Here is a 14,229-nt window from a genome sequence, read left to right as displayed (position 1 = left end):
CAAAGAAAAATTGGTGGATTTGTAAAAAATAAGCAGGATCACTACATCCTAAAGACGCCAAACTTCATATCATCGATTGGCTTATTTAACGATGCAGCAATCGATAGCCCTAGAACACGCCGAGTATCTCTGGGATCTATAATCCCGTCATCCCACAGGCGAGCTGATGCGTAGTACGGTGATCCTTCAGCTTCATACTTAGTACGGATCGTATCTTTGAAGGCCTCAACCTCTTTTTCAGGCCAAGTTGTTCCTTTGGCAGATTGAGCCTCTTGGCGAATCAGAGTCAGGACGGTTGCCGCTTGTTCGCCACCCATCACTGAAATACGTGAGTTTGGCCATGTCCACATGAATCGTGGGCTATAGGCGCGACCACACATAGCATAGTTTCCTGCACCAAAGCTGCCCCCAATTGTGACTGTGAATTTTGGGACATTGGCACAGGCGACTGCGTGAACGAGTTTGGCGCCGTCGCGGGCAATTCCTCCTGCTTCGTATTTGCTGCCGACCATGAATCCACTGATATTTTGCAAAAAGACCAATGGAATTTTACGCTGGCAACAGAGTTCTATGAAGTGAGCTCCTTTAAGAGCGCTCTCAGAGAATAAGATACCATTGTTCGCAATGATTCCAACACGATAACCGTAAATTTTGGCAAAGCCGCAGACAAGGGTTGTGCCATATAGAGGTTTAAATTCGTCTAAGCGGCTACCATCAACGATACGGGCGATAATTTCACGGACATCATAAGGTTGGCGTACATCGGTTGGAATAATGTCATAGATTTCATCGGCATCATATAATGGTTCTTCGGGTGTTTCCTGAGCCATCCACGGGGTTGAGCGAGGCAATGTATCGACAATCTCACGGGCGATTTGAATCGCGTGTTCATCATTATTCGCCAGATGGTCAACAACACCAGATGTTTTAGCATGTAGATCACCACCACCCAGTTGTTCTGCTGTAACTTCTTCGCCTGTCGCTGCTTTGACAAGGGGGGGGCCACCCAAAAAGATTGTGCCTGTCCCCTTGACGATGATGGATTGGTCGCACATAGCCGGAACATAGGCGCCACCGGCTGTGCACGATCCCATGACTACAGCGATTTGCGGAATACCTTTTGAAGACAGCTGGGCTTGGTTATAGAAAATCCGACCAAAATGATCGCGATCCGGGAAAACTTGATCTTGCATCGGTAAGAATGCGCCGCCGGAATCGACCATATAAATGCATGGAAGATTGTTTTCTAAGGCAATTTCTTGGGCGCGGAGATGCTTTTTAACTGTCAACGGATAGTATGTTCCGCCTTTTACTGTGGCATCATTGGCGACGATGACACACTCGCGGCCGTGAATGCGGCCAATACCCGTGATGATGCCTGCTGCAGGGATTTCATCGTCATAGGTATTGAGTCCGGCTAAGGCTCCGAATTCAAGGAAGGGGCTGCCTTCATCAATTAATAAGTCAATGCGGTCACGGGCTAAGAGTTTTCCGCGATCTGTGTGGCGTTTGCGAGCAACTTCACCGCCACCATGGCAGATTTTGACTAAAGTATCCTGAAGTTCTTTGACTAGGGCTGACATTGTCTGGCGATTTTCAGAGGTTGGGGCTAATTTTGATTTTAATATTGGCATAATGATTACTTGTCTGTGATATGACTTATCCTGATTCTAACGAAAAATAGACAGACATTGAAAGAGGAAAGTTTGTGGTGTATTTTAAAGATATAATTTTTCCGGAAAGATAATAAATGCGTATAGCATATGTAAATGGGGCGTATGTACCGCATGCGCAGGCAGCGGTTCATATCGAAGATCGGGGATATCAGTTTGCCGATGGTGTCTATGAAGTGGTTTGTTTGGTAAAAGGACGATTGATTGACTTTTTTGAGCATCTGGATCGATTAGACTATTCGTTGTCAGAATTGCAGATACCCGCAGTTTTCGAACGATCTGCTTTAGAGCACATTTGTCGTGAAGTTATCCGCTTAAATCGACTTAAAGATGGTATGTTGTATATTCAAATTACACGGGGTGTGGCGCCACGATATCATGCTTTTCCAAAACATATAGAGCCATCTATTGTTGTGACAGCTCGGTATTTTAATCAAGGCCAAGCTGTGAAGAAGGGGGGGGAAGGCGTTGCTGCTATTACAATGCCTGATAACCGTTGGGCCCGACCAGATATAAAATCTATTTCATTGTTACCGAATGTATTAGGAAAACAACAGGCTGTGGAGGCAGGGGCTTATGAATCTATTCTCTATAATAAAGACAAAGTTGTGACAGAAGCAAACTCAGCAAACGTTTGGATTGTTGATGATAAAGGAATACTAAGGACGTCACCACTTTTAGGTAATATTTTGGCAGGGATTACACGTCAGAGATTAATTCAATTGCTTGGTAGCGCAGGTATTACAGTTGAAGAGTCACTCATTACGCTAGACGAGTTGCGCCAAGCGCAGGAAATAATTTTGACAGCATCCACTTCAGCTGTTACGCCGATTATTATGCTTGATCATCAACCTGTAGGGCAGGGGACGACCGGAGAAATGGCTAAGAAAATGAGCCAGTTGTACCTTGATTATACAGGGGGATGAGGAGCGAAGCCAAAGAGCGCCTTCGTTCCTGTAGCAAAATTAAAACAATGTCGCTATATTAGATCCATAACTTAATAAAATCAAAGGATACTCAATGGGATTTAACTGTGGGATCGTTGGTTTGCCGAATGTCGGTAAATCAACTCTTTTTAATGCACTAACAGCGACAGCTGCGGCTGAGGCTGCGAATTATCCATTCTGTACTATCGAGCCGAACACGGGGCGTGTTGGTGTGCCTGACCCACGGTTGTTTGAGTTGGCAAAAATCGCTCAATCCCAAAAAATTATTCCGACACAATTAGAGTTTGTCGATATTGCAGGGTTGGTCCGCGGGGCATCTAAGGGCGAAGGATTGGGTAATCAGTTCTTGGGCCATATTCGCAGTGTTGACGCGATTATTCATGTGTTGCGTTGCTTTGAAGATGATGACATTACGCACGTTGATGGTAGTGTCGACCCATTGCGCGACTTGACTACCATCGAAACAGAATTGATGCTGTCTGATATGGAAAGTCTCGAGCGTCGTATCCCGGCTCTCGAGAAGAAAATTAAGGGCGGTGATGCAGAAGCTAAGGCGTTATTGCCGTTGATGCAAAAAGTTTTAAAACACCTTGAAGAAGGGAAGATGGCCAATAAATTTGAGATCAGCAAGGATGAAAAAGCTTTGTTTGACCAATTGCAATTATTGACGTCTAAACCAATTTTATATGTCTGTAACGTCAGTGAAGAAGAAGCCGCGACCGGTAATACGCATACAGCAAAGGTTGCAGAGTATGCTAAGGCAAACGGCGCAAAATCGGTTGTCATTAGTGCTGCTATTGAAGCAGAAGTTTCATCTTTGGAATCCGAAGAGGAACAATTAGAGTTCTTGCAATCGTTGGGTCTCAAGGAAACAGGGCTTAAGCAAGTTATTCGCGAAGGTTATAATCTGTTGGGATTGTTGACATTCTTTACAATTGGCCCCAAAGAAGCACGGGCTTGGACAACACATCAAGGTGCCAAAGCACCGCAAGCTGCCGGTGAAATCCATACAGACTTTGAGCGTGGATTCATTTGTGCAGAAACAATTTCTTACGATGATTATATTACATGTACCGGTGAATCCGGAGCAAAAGCAGCCGGTAAAATGCGCCTTGAAGGGCGTGACTATGTTGCAAAGGATGGGGATGTGTTTCATTTCCGCTTCAATGTATAGTCATGCTGTTCATCAGAAACAGTCCTACGGCGAATTCTGGGAAACCCCTACTTCTCCCCTTGTGGGAGAGAAAGCGTTAAAAACATCTAACTCAGGAACCTTCAATAATGAAACACAAACTTTATCCTAATCCCAGTATCGTTTTTCATCTATCAGAAGATGGAATTGTTGCGATTAATGCTTTTACCAAAGATGAATTTGATTTAACAGATGCCTATTTTTCACGTCTTAAATTTTGGAATGGACAATGCAGCGATAAGTTAAATGATATTGATCGAGATTTGCTGGAAGGCGGATTAGTTTTAGAGGAGCCTGCCGATGATTCAGTTTGGGGTGGGGATAAATTATCAGAGATTTGCCATTTTGCAATGCGTACCTCAATGATTCCGTCTCTGTCCGAAGAAGAAAGTGCTCGTCAATTTGTTGAAATGTCCCGTGAAAAGCCTGCAGGGTTAGCTCGGTTTCAGCCTGAAATTATTTCTTGGGTTGATTTGCCTGAAGCTGATCTGACCAAGATTAAACAGGATAGCCTCTACTCGAGTCTGAAAAACCGTAAAACATCAAGGGATTTTGATGGTACAGCAATAACAGCTCAGGAGTTATCTGATATTCTGTTTACAAGTTTTGGCTATATCCATGGTCAAAAGTGGGCAGAATTAGCTGAAGATGACCTGAATACGGTTGCAGAACGTAAATCTTCACCCTCGGGTAGTGGTGTTCAGTCTTGTGATGCGTTTTTGGCGATTGTTAATGTCAAAGGGATTGAATCAGGATATTACTTTTATGACGCTAAGGGGCATAAACTGGGGTTATTATCACAAGGATGTGACGATGCGGCAATTTCCCATATTATGGTTGATCAATTCTGGGTCAAAGGGGCTGCCTGCGGAATCTTTATAACCGTTGATATGAATCGGGTTTGGTACAAAACACCGTTTGCTCGTGCCTACGGATATGTCTTTCTTGAGGCTGGTCATATCTCACAAACAGCCTTATTATCAGCAACAAGTCTAGGCTTGAAAACGTGGTTGTCCGGATCTATGCGGGATGAGTTTATTGCTGAGAAGTTTGGTGTTGATGGAATGCGTCTTTTTCCAGTAACAGCCGTGTTTGTTGGCCATGGTTCTGATAACGCTGTGCCTGCTCGTGTTCGTGATATGGTGATGAAACTCCGCCAGAAATAATAAAAAAGCCTCATTCGTTTTACAAGAAAGAGGCTTCTCGTAAATAAGTTGCCTATTAATGGGTGCTACTGCTAAGTGGGACAGTATTATTAAGCATAGCTTGAAATTGTTCTGAGGTCATGCTGCCTGTGCGCTTTGAGCCTATTTCTAATTGAGTATCATTGGGTTGAATCGCTACGGGTGTCCCCGTCGAAGCCGACCGTTTATGCGTTGTCGGTGCAGATATATTTTGGCAAGGTTGTTTGGTAGAGGACCCTATCGTTGCCTCATTAGATAATGGCGTTCTATATCCTGCTGGTAAAGAGAAACATGATCCATCTGAATCCGAGTCTAGGCTGAATGCGGCTGTAGTTAAATTTAAAACAACTAACGTTAATTTTACCATATTTTTCCTCCGTTTATATTTACCAATAATTGCTAATAAATTAAGTAAAAATCAATAGAAAATATAATCAATGTATAGTTATTTTTAGCTACATAACAATAAACTTGATGGAACAGTTGTGCTCTTATCCTTTAAATCCAATGCCCACAACATACATCTCTGCTGAATCTTTACGGCTGGCAGGTGGTTTAAAGTGAGTCACTTTTTGAAAGGCTGCTTTTAGGCGGTTGAGGAGTTGAGTTTCTGTGCCGCCGCGCAAAACCTTAGCAACAAAGGCGCCGCCAGGAGCAAGAACATTTTCTGCAAAATTAAAGGCTTCCTCCACCAGCATCATGATCCGAATGTGGTCTACATCCGTCATGCCACAGGCAGGTGCTGCCATATCACTCAGGATTACATTGGCTTTACCATCAAGTAGTTCAATCAGCCGGTTTTGGATTGCATCTTCGGTAAAGTCACCTTGGAAAACAGTGGCTCCGGGGATATCATCCATTTCAGTTAAATCAACGCCGATTACTCGAGATTTTTCATTGGTTTGCGATTTTGATCGGTTGACGGCAACTTGTGTCCATCCACCAGGGCACGCGCCTAAGTCTATAATTTTTTGGCTAGGTTTTAGAATTCGATATTTTTGATCAATCTCAACAAGTTTATAAGCTGCGCGAGAGCGATAGCCATCCGCCTTTGCTTGATGAACATAAGGGTCATTTAATTGACGTTCTAACCACGCACGTTGTGAATTGGTGCGCTTCTTGTTGCTTTTGAGTTTTACTTTTAATCGATTCGTCATGGTGAATATGTTCAAATGTTTCGTTAACTTGAATATAGGAAATCAAGCCTACAATTACAACAGTTACTCTGGTTTTCTTCTGTATAGGTAAACCCAAGTCCAAAAGACAATTTCGACAGCATAGACGAGTATACTTTGGTATTGTGCAAAGATAATCATTGCAATAGAGGCTAGTAAATAGGCAATACAAGTCTGTGAATCTGTTGGATTTGATGGGGGGTGACTGATTTTTTTGGTTAATGTGCGGAAATAAAATAGATTACCTGCAAATAACATAATCAAGATGTTAATCGGAATAATGACAAGAGCATAATTATTTGGGAGGACACTCAATATTATGGATAAAGCTATGTTATAGGTAAATGCGATAGTGTACATGCGCCGATAGAGCATCCAAGGCACTGGAAAAAACGCACTGACAAAATTCGCTTGCCAAATGTTGCCTGCTAGAATCTTGGTGAATACATTATCGTAGTACGCTGTATTTTTATCATCGTAGGCTGTGTTTCTATCTTCAGTCTGATAATGGGGGCGTAATTGCTCAATTGTGATTGGTTTAGACATCATTATCTCTTAAGGAATCGTGTGTGTTGCCCCTTAGACGGATGAAGATCTTTAATTAATTCCATTAATAACCCCTCACGTACACCTCTGTCTGCGACACGTAATCGGTCAACAGGCCACAGGTCGCAGATGCCCTCTAAGATACCTGTCCCCATAACGACCAGATCTGTTCTTCCTGCGCCGATACAAGGGTGGTTGGCTCTTTCTTCTTGATTCATCTCAAAGATTTCCGAACTCATACGGTGGATATCAGGGATATTTAGAAATACACCGTCAATCATGCGACGGTCATAGCGTTCTAAATTTAAGCTAATAGCTGCAAGTGTTGTCACTGTTCCTGATGTTCCGATCATCTGAACTTTGTTGCGTTCCATGGCTTGATGAATATCGTTTTTGTTTGAAAAACCCGTGAGGAGTTCAAAAACATTATTTCGAATTTCCTTGTATATCTGAGAATCATAGGACTGGTTCTGATATTGATCGCATAAGGTGACAACCCCATAGGGAATGGACATGCAATCAATAACTTCGATGACAGGAAATCGTCTACGATGAAGACGGCGGGGTTCATTAATGCGAAGCCACATAACTTCGGTACTCCCGCCGCCAATATCAAAAGCAAGGGCAAAGGGAATACGGCTGTTTAAGACTCCGGCGCATCCGGATAAGGCTAAGCGTGCTTCTTCTTCTGCTGAGATGATTGAGATTGAAAGGCCTAGCTCATTTAAGGCGCGTTTAATCAGAATATCACTGTTTTCCGCGCGGCGACATGCTTCGGTTGTGACGGCGCGCAGGTGTGATACTTTGTTTGATTCGATCTTTTCTTGGCAAATGCGTAGCGCTTCGATCGTGCGATCGATGGCGGCTTCTGTTAGGTTATTGGTTGTATGGAGTCCTTCACCAAGACGGACGACCCGTGAAAAGGAGTCAATAACCCGAAAGGATTGACCATCGACTTTTGCGATCAATAGGCGACAAGAGTTTGTTCCAAGGTCAATAGCAGCAATAGTCGGGCTATCCCAGTTTTGGCTAGGGGATGACTGTTTGCGATTGCGTGGCCTGAACATGCCATTTCCTTTATTGACGATCATACTTATATAATTGATGCTATTCTAACACAGTTTCAACTAAAAAACCTCAATTCAATGGTTTTTTTTACTTGGAAGTCTGTAAAAAAATGTGTAAATCTACTAAAGTGGCACGTAACCAGCATAAAAATACACTGGGGGATAGTTTAGCGGTAGAACTCCCGGCTCTGGACCGGGCAACTCAGGTTCGAATCCTGGTCCCCCAGCCATACTAGATTTAGCACAGGAGCCCCCAACATATGAACGTTTCTCAGTGCCGATATCGAGCGGTTGCTTGGATTATTCTTTGGTCATCGATGTTTTCTCTAGCAATGGCCATGGCCAAGACCTTAAATGGTTCCGTTAATCAAGTGAGTCTCATTTTTTCTAGAAGTCTGGTTGGTGCCTTGGTTGCCATGCCTTTGTTCATGCGGGTTGGCTTTAAGGTGCATTTTGCAACAACCCGTTTAGGATTGCACTTGCTTCGCATTCTTTTTGTGACCGGATCCATGGGGTGTACGTATTATGCCTATCGGCATTTGCCAATTGCTTATGCGGCTGCGATCGGTCAAACTGGGCCTTTGTTCACAACTGTTCTTGCTATTCTTTTGTTGCGTGAACGCGTGAATCTTTCAAAGTGGATGGCATTAGCCCTAGGCTATGTCGGTGTCATGATTATGGTTCGCCCGACTGAAGGGGAACTGGATCCCTCTGTTTTAGTTGCATTGATGGCGAATTTATCGGCCGGTTTGGCGATCATTTGTGCGAAAAGTTTGACACGAACCGATAGTTCAGAGACTGTTCTGTTCTATGCCACATTCGGAGTTTTAGCGGTCAGTGGTGTTTCTGCTCTTTGGTTCTGGGAGTCGCCGCAACCGGATGATTTGTGGCGTCTGGCGGTTATTGGGGTGGCGGGTGTGTTATCCCAGTATTGCTATATCAATGCGCTCAAGCGGGCGCCAGCATCTTTTGTAACACCTTTTGAATATACACGCCTTTGTATGAGTATTCCAATTGGATACTTTATGTTTTCTGAAATTCCTGATATCTGGACAGTCCTTGGGAGTTTGGTCATTATCGTTGCGGTTGTCTGGCTGACACTGAGTGATCGTGATGCTTAATTATTGGTAATATTCGCATCACTCTAAACTAGAACTATTTGTTGTTGCAGTCCAGCTAGATGTTGCATTTTTCCAGTCTGTATCAAATACTGTTTTTGCTTTGTCGATAGCCTCAGTATCATCAATAATTAAAGACAACTCACCACTTCGATCAAGTCCATCTGCCCAAAAATTGCAGGACGTAATCAGCATTGATTCACCATCACGAATGATCAACTTTGCATGGACATAGGGGGACGTCATGTAGTGAAATTCAACGCCAACCTCATGGAGTTTCTCACGGATATAAGAAGTTTCGTCTTTACCAAATAAGTCAGGCGTAAATAGAATCCGAATTTTTTTACCAATACTTGCCAGTAAGTGTAAATAAAGCGCCATTTCACGATCTACTAAGCAGGCTTGATAAAGCTCTAGCGTTTTATTGGTTTGCAGTATGTAAAGTAAGATAAAGTCCCGTTGATAATTAGGGTCAAAACAGATAGTTGTTAGGGCGAGCGGTAATGATTCTCTTGTTATTTGACTATTAAAATAAGATGTTAGATCTTCAACTTGTTCTGACTTCCGCGTTATATAGCCAAAATTTCGACCACAGTTAAGACCACTTTGATTCATATTAAATGTCATGACAAAGGCTGCTTTACTATCAATGATCATCAGTTTTGTGTGAAATAAGATAATATTTTCCAATGATGCGTAGTAGACGCCAATCCCATTTTCTCTGAGATGTTTGGCTGTTTCTTCATTTTTTTTCAACTTTTCCCATGCAGGGGTCAAATCGACTTCAGATTGTAGATTTGATGTATTTATTGGTGGATTAAGAATGATTCGTACTTGAACACCCCGTAACCGGGCTTGTTTAAGGGAACTCATCACATCCATATGATCAAGTCGATAGATTGCAATATCGACGGATGATTGTGCTGACTCAATGGCTTGCAGGATTGGTGCTGTACCGTCATCAGGCTCTATAATTAAGTCTTGAGCATTGAGAGGAAAAAGAAAAGCTATATAAAAAAATAATGATTTCACGGGGTGCCTCAGATCAATTCCTCTAATGATCTTTATCGTAAGATCAAAAGCCGATGAGGTCAACAGGGGCGAACTTTAATAAGTAACATCCTTATAAAAAAGCCTCCTTAACGGAGGCTTTTTATTTTTTAGCAGAGATAAGCGTGGATACCAAGTTCCAGACTAACTTAGATAAGTGGTTTTGATGAAGAGGCCCACGGAGCCTACATGAAGTAGGTGAGTAGGTCGATCTCAGATAAAACCGCTTAGATCAGGTAATCTGGGATTTTGTATTAGTAATCCATGCCCATTCCGCCCATACCACCCATGCCTGACATTCCGCCACCAGCAGCAGGTGCCTTTGGTTCAGGTTTTTCAGCAATCATCGCTTCTGTTGTGATCAACAAGCTTGCAACGGATGCTGCGTCTTGTAGAGCTGTACGAACAACCTTAACAGGATCGATAACACCGAATTCAAACATATTACCAAAGCGGTCTTGTTGAGCATCATACCCAAAGTTGACGTCGTTGGCGTCTGTGATTTTCCCGACGATAACGGAACCATCTTGACCGGCGTTAAACGCAATTTGACGGCACGGGGCAGACAAAGCTTGGCGAACGATTTTGATACCAACTTCTTGGTCGTTGTTTGCTGTCTTTAGACCTTCGAGTTTACGAAGAGAATAAAGCAAGGCCACACCACCACCAGGAACGATGCCTTCTTCGACAGCTGCGCGTGTTGCATGCATGGCGTCTTCAACACGATCTTTGCGTTCTTTAACTTCAAGTTCGGTTGCACCACCAACACGGATAACAGCAACACCACCAGCAAGTTTAGCAAGGCGTTCTTGCAATTTTTCCTTGTCATAATCAGAAGAGGATTCTTCGATTTGAGCACGGATTTGGTTGCAACGTGCATCGATTTGATTCTTGTCGCCAGCGCCGTTTACGATGGTTGTGTCATCTTTTGTAATGGCAACTTTGTTGGCTGTTCCCAGCATGTCCATGGTCACGTTTTCAAGTTTAATGCCAACATCTTCGGATACAACGGTACCACCTGTTAGAATTGCGATATCTTCAAGCATTGCTTTACGACGATCACCAAAACCAGGTGCTTTAACTGCAGCAACTTTCAATCCGCCACGAAGTTTGTTCACAACGAGAGTTGCCAATGCTTCACCTTCAACGTCTTCAGCAATAATCAAGAGCGGGCGACCGGATTGAACAACAGCTTCCAAGATTGGCAGCATCGGTTGCAATGTGGAAACTTTCTTTTCGTGGATCAAGATAAATGGGTTCTCTAAGTCAGCAATCATTTTCTCTGAATTTGTCACAAAGTACGGGCTGATATAACCGCGATCGAATTGCATACCTTCAACAACATCAAGTTCTGTGTGGAGAGATTTTGCTTCTTCGATGGTAATAACACCTTCTTTACCAACTTTTTCTACAGCTTTGGCAAGCATTTCGCCGATTTCGACTTCACCATTAGCGGAAATGGTTCCGACTTGGGCGATTTCATCGGATGTGGAAACTTTTTTAGCGCGTGACTTGAGGTCTGTCACGATTGTGTCAACAGCCAATTCGATACCACGGCGTAGATCCATTGGGTTCATGCCGGCGGCAACAGCTTTGATCCCTTCGCGAACGATAGCTTGACCTAAAACGGTTGCTGTTGTCGTACCGTCACCAGCCAAATCGGATGTCTTGGAGGCGATTTCGCGCAACATTTGGGCGCCCATATTTTCAAACTTGTCTGATAGTTCGACTTCTTTAGCAACGGAAACACCGTCCTTTGTGATGCGTGGTGCACCAAAAGATTTTTCGATAACAACGTTGCGACCTTTTGGTCCAAGGGTAACTTTCACAGCGTCGGCTAGAATGTCGACACCACGTAGCATGCGTTCACGGGCTTCTGCGCCAAAACGTACATCTTTTGCAGCCATAATTTTTCTCCTTTAAATGGATAGGTTTTTAGATTTGCTAGTACCAATTATCAGAAATAAGTAATACGGATGGATTCAAGGACGAAGCTGCGTAAGCCTACATTAGTAGGCGTGCAAAGCCGGTGTTCCTCAGAATTCGCCGTAGGACTATTTCCGAGGTGTTAGTTCATGATTCCCATGATGTCGGATTCTTTCATAACCAAAAATTCGTCACCATCAATTTTAATTTCAGTACCGGACCACTTGCCAAATAGGACACGATCTCCGACTTTAACGTCAAGGGCGATCAAGGACCCATCTTCTTTGCGCATACCTGATCCAGTAGCCATTACTTCACCTTCTTGCGGTTTTTCTTTGGCTGTATCAGGGATAATGATTCCGGACTTTGTTTTTTCTTCGGATTCAATGCGTTTTACAAGAACGCGATCATGTAGCGGTCTGAATTTCATTTGTTTCTCCATTAATTACTATCAGCACTCACCATCAGGGAGTGCTAACTTTATCTCATATATTTAAAATGCTGTCAAGGGGCGGATCATCTTTTTGCCCGAGAAATGTTATAGTAACCTTGGATTGATAGAGGCAAAAATTATGAGGTTTGTACCAAGGGTTTTGCGTCTTTGATCTCTCCGGAAAATAAGGGCACGAGGTTCTTTGTTTTTTTGTCGTTATAGACAAAGACAAAGGAAAATGGTTTGTTGACGGTGATTGTAATGGGGGGTGTCATGGGCATAGCGCGCATAACCATAGCCATGAAGGTTGCTGCTGCTCCTTCGAATCCATTGTGATCCCATTTTATAACCACTTTTTGTTTAAATGTGCCTATTTTCAAATCTTGATTGATGAGGGTTGTCTTAAAGAAATTGTCACCTAAAAGGGTAGGGAGAGACGATTGAAGTTGATCTTTTAGGTCAATGGTTGATTCCATTGAAACATAGGGGACGTTGAGGGTTGCACGATTGAATTTTCCATCATGAGCCAAGCGTTGGATATCGTCAGCTGTTATTGACGTTTGTTGATGGTGGTTTTTAGGGAGTTTGATTAAAAGTGAGAATGTATTTTTTTCTGTATCAATAGCAAAAAGAGTGAATTCGTCTGTTTCCATTACTTTGGTTTGGACTGTCCCGGTAAGGGATTTAACCTCAGTTATTGTTTTGCCTGAAATAAAATCAATTTTATCCGCAGTAAACGTTTCTTTCCATGGGGTTTTTACGAAAAGAGTATTGAGTAATCCCAGCGCAGTTCCCGGCTTTATATCTGCAGATGTTACTAGATTTTGAATTCGGTTTTGAGTGTCTGTAGCGATACGATCATTAATGGTTTTAGAGGCGCGTTCCGGTTGGGTAAAGTCAATTTCTATATTGGTTGCACCGACATCTTTTAGTGTTTTTAAGGCATTTTGATTATAGGGGAGTCCTGTCTGAGTATAGGCATAAACTCCAACTGTCATATGCTGAGCCAGTTCATTAGCGAGTTCACCCAGTTCTTGAGGGGAACCGTTAAATTGAGTGTACGTCCGAATTTCGTTGAGAAATTTGCCTTGTTCTGGAGAGAGAATAGCAGCAAGACATTCAAGTGTATAGTTAATGCCAAAAGTGCTAACTGACGAGGATGTGGTTTGTGTTTTTAAGGGGGGATTATAGAGTCCTTGTGTAAAACTTGATATCGGTGTGTGTTTGTCATTTGCTGTTGATGGGGATAATACTACAGCTGTGAGAAATCCGTATATGAAGTTTTTCATAGGACTGCCTTTTAATCATTTTTAAATTACTTTATCTAAAACTAATTTTATTTTACCAAAAAAATGGTGGATTAATCCACCATTTTAAAGGTTGCAATATTAAGCAGCGATTGCTTTTTGTGCTTTCTTTTTGGGGGTATTACCAAGGCCGTTACTTTTTGCGATAGAACTGCGACGTTTGGAATAGTTTGGCGCAACACTTGGATAGTCAGCCGGAAGTCCCCAACGAGCCTTATATTCTTCGACGCTCATCCCATAGGCCGTATTTAAGTGGCGTTTTAGCATGCGTAAGTGGCGACCATCTTCGAGACAAACAATATAATCCGGTTGAACAGATTGATCGATTGGAACTGCAGGAGTGGTGGGTCTGCTTTGTAATGGCTTTAGCGTATCGGACAAATCAACCAATGTTTGATGAATTGTTCGAATAAGATTGGGAATTTCAGTTGGGTCTGTCTCTCGACTGGATAAATGTGCAGAAACGATAGCGGTAGTAAACTCTAGAATATCTGATTTTTCTATTGTTTGATCATAAACTAAATCGAGTGACATGATGTTCCTTTAAGTAAAAAATTATAATGAATTATAGTCATAAAAATACGCTTTACTATAAGTTGTCAATAGCTTAT

General features: G+C 42.7%; 14 protein-coding genes and 1 tRNA gene. 5 read left to right on the top strand and 10 right to left on the bottom strand.

Annotated features, from left to right (window positions below):
• Positions 1-41 precede the first annotated feature (41 nt).
• Positions 42-1,634 carry a methylcrotonoyl-CoA carboxylase gene (locus KF820_01070; GenBank protein MBX3456939.1) on the bottom strand — a complete coding sequence of 531 codons (1,593 nt, stop codon included), beginning with the start codon at positions 1,632-1,634 and terminating at the stop codon, positions 42-44.
• A gap of 116 nt (positions 1,635-1,750) precedes the next feature.
• Between KF820_01070 and KF820_01065 the strand changes: the two genes are divergently transcribed.
• From KF820_01065 to KF820_01055, 3 genes are all read left to right on the top strand, one after another.
• On the top strand, positions 1,751-2,599 hold the full coding sequence (locus tag KF820_01065; GenBank protein ID MBX3456938.1) for a D-amino-acid transaminase: 849 nt from the start codon (positions 1,751-1,753) through the stop codon (positions 2,597-2,599).
• A gap of 94 nt (positions 2,600-2,693) precedes the next feature.
• Positions 2,694-3,794 (top strand): redox-regulated ATPase YchF, encoded by a 1,101-nt coding sequence (gene ychF / locus KF820_01060; GenBank protein ID MBX3456937.1) that lies wholly within the window; start codon positions 2,694-2,696, stop codon positions 3,792-3,794.
• Positions 3,795-3,901: 107 nt separating this feature from the next.
• A complete protein-coding gene (locus KF820_01055) occupies positions 3,902-4,978 on the top strand; it encodes a SagB/ThcOx family dehydrogenase (GenBank protein MBX3456936.1) in 1,077 nt (358 codons plus the stop codon).
• 55 nt (positions 4,979-5,033) lie between these two features.
• Here the strand turns inward: KF820_01055 and KF820_01050 are convergent, their stop codons facing one another.
• The 4 genes from KF820_01050 to KF820_01035 form a co-directional block, all read right to left on the bottom strand.
• Entirely contained in the window at positions 5,034-5,363 is a 330-nt protein-coding gene (locus KF820_01050; GenBank protein ID MBX3456935.1) for a hypothetical protein, read from the bottom strand.
• Positions 5,364-5,487: 124 nt separating this feature from the next.
• On the bottom strand, positions 5,488-6,153 hold the full coding sequence (locus tag KF820_01045; protein ID MBX3456934.1) for an RlmE family RNA methyltransferase: 666 nt from the start codon (positions 6,151-6,153) through the stop codon (positions 5,488-5,490).
• A gap of 63 nt (positions 6,154-6,216) precedes the next feature.
• Positions 6,217-6,717: a DUF2628 domain-containing protein gene (locus KF820_01040; protein ID MBX3456933.1), complete on the bottom strand. Its 501-nt coding sequence runs from the start codon at positions 6,715-6,717 to the stop codon at positions 6,217-6,219.
• Between the two features lie 2 nt (positions 6,718-6,719).
• Positions 6,720-7,784 (bottom strand): Ppx/GppA family phosphatase, encoded by a 1,065-nt coding sequence (locus tag KF820_01035; protein ID MBX3456932.1) that lies wholly within the window; start codon positions 7,782-7,784, stop codon positions 6,720-6,722.
• A 156-nt stretch (positions 7,785-7,940) separates the two neighbouring features.
• On the opposite strand from KF820_01035, the gene KF820_01030 reads away from it, so the two are divergent.
• Together KF820_01030 and KF820_01025 are read left to right on the top strand one after the other, a co-directional pair.
• Positions 7,941-8,014, top strand: a tRNA-Gln gene (locus KF820_01030).
• A gap of 30 nt (positions 8,015-8,044) precedes the next feature.
• Positions 8,045-8,905: a DMT family transporter gene (locus KF820_01025; GenBank protein MBX3456931.1), complete on the top strand. Its 861-nt coding sequence runs from the start codon at positions 8,045-8,047 to the stop codon at positions 8,903-8,905.
• An 18-nt stretch (positions 8,906-8,923) separates the two neighbouring features.
• Here KF820_01025 and KF820_01020 read toward each other — a convergent pair whose 3' ends face one another.
• The 5 genes from KF820_01020 to KF820_01000 form a co-directional block, all read right to left on the bottom strand.
• On the bottom strand, positions 8,924-9,934 hold the full coding sequence (locus KF820_01020) for a hypothetical protein (GenBank protein ID MBX3456930.1): 1,011 nt from the start codon (positions 9,932-9,934) through the stop codon (positions 8,924-8,926).
• A gap of 272 nt (positions 9,935-10,206) precedes the next feature.
• On the bottom strand, positions 10,207-11,859 hold the full coding sequence (groL, locus tag KF820_01015; protein MBX3456929.1) for a chaperonin GroEL: 1,653 nt from the start codon (positions 11,857-11,859) through the stop codon (positions 10,207-10,209).
• Between the two features lie 161 nt (positions 11,860-12,020).
• The gene (gene groES, locus KF820_01010) at positions 12,021-12,308 is read right to left on the bottom strand and encodes a co-chaperone GroES (protein MBX3456928.1); all 288 of its coding nucleotides are present in this window, start codon (positions 12,306-12,308) and stop codon (positions 12,021-12,023) included.
• 140 nt (positions 12,309-12,448) lie between these two features.
• Complete coding sequence (locus tag KF820_01005) at positions 12,449-13,600, bottom strand: serpin family protein (GenBank protein MBX3456927.1); 1,152 nt, start codon at positions 13,598-13,600, stop codon at positions 12,449-12,451.
• A 99-nt stretch (positions 13,601-13,699) separates the two neighbouring features.
• Positions 13,700-14,152 carry a MucR family transcriptional regulator gene (locus tag KF820_01000; GenBank protein MBX3456926.1) on the bottom strand — a complete coding sequence of 151 codons (453 nt, stop codon included), beginning with the start codon at positions 14,150-14,152 and terminating at the stop codon, positions 13,700-13,702.
• Between the last annotated feature and the right edge of the window lie 77 nt (positions 14,153-14,229).

It is taken from the genome of Candidatus Paracaedibacteraceae bacterium (genome assembly GCA_019636055.1).
Classification (GTDB): Bacteria; Pseudomonadota; Alphaproteobacteria; order Paracaedibacterales; family Paracaedibacteraceae; genus Paracaedibacter.
The sequence above is the reverse complement of the archived record's forward strand: the minus strand, read 5'-3'. Positions and strand labels throughout refer to the sequence as shown.

Bases quoted from the DNA above. Each gene is read 5' to 3' on its own strand.
- KF820_01070 (MBX3456939.1), bottom strand. From the start codon at position 1,634: ATGCCAATATTAAAATCAAAATTAGCCCCAACCTCTGAAAATCGCCAG.
- KF820_01065 (MBX3456938.1), top strand. From the start codon at position 1,751: ATGCGTATAGCATATGTAAATGGGGCGTATGTACCGCATGCGCAGGCA.
- ychF (MBX3456937.1), top strand. From the start codon at position 2,694: ATGGGATTTAACTGTGGGATCGTTGGTTTGCCGAATGTCGGTAAATCA.
- KF820_01055 (MBX3456936.1), top strand. From the start codon at position 3,902: ATGAAACACAAACTTTATCCTAATCCCAGTATCGTTTTTCATCTATCA.
- KF820_01050 (MBX3456935.1), bottom strand. From the start codon at position 5,363: ATGGTAAAATTAACGTTAGTTGTTTTAAATTTAACTACAGCCGCATTC.
- KF820_01045 (MBX3456934.1), bottom strand. From the start codon at position 6,153: ATGACGAATCGATTAAAAGTAAAACTCAAAAGCAACAAGAAGCGCACC.
- KF820_01040 (MBX3456933.1), bottom strand. From the start codon at position 6,717: ATGTCTAAACCAATCACAATTGAGCAATTACGCCCCCATTATCAGACT.
- KF820_01035 (MBX3456932.1), bottom strand. From the start codon at position 7,784: ATGTTCAGGCCACGCAATCGCAAACAGTCATCCCCTAGCCAAAACTGG.
- KF820_01025 (MBX3456931.1), top strand. From the start codon at position 8,045: ATGAACGTTTCTCAGTGCCGATATCGAGCGGTTGCTTGGATTATTCTT.
- groL (MBX3456929.1), bottom strand. From the start codon at position 11,859: ATGGCTGCAAAAGATGTACGTTTTGGCGCAGAAGCCCGTGAACGCATG.
- groES (MBX3456928.1), bottom strand. From the start codon at position 12,308: ATGAAATTCAGACCGCTACATGATCGCGTTCTTGTAAAACGCATTGAA.
- KF820_01005 (MBX3456927.1), bottom strand. From the start codon at position 13,600: ATGAAAAACTTCATATACGGATTTCTCACAGCTGTAGTATTATCCCCA.
- KF820_01000 (MBX3456926.1), bottom strand. From the start codon at position 14,152: ATGTCACTCGATTTAGTTTATGATCAAACAATAGAAAAATCAGATATT.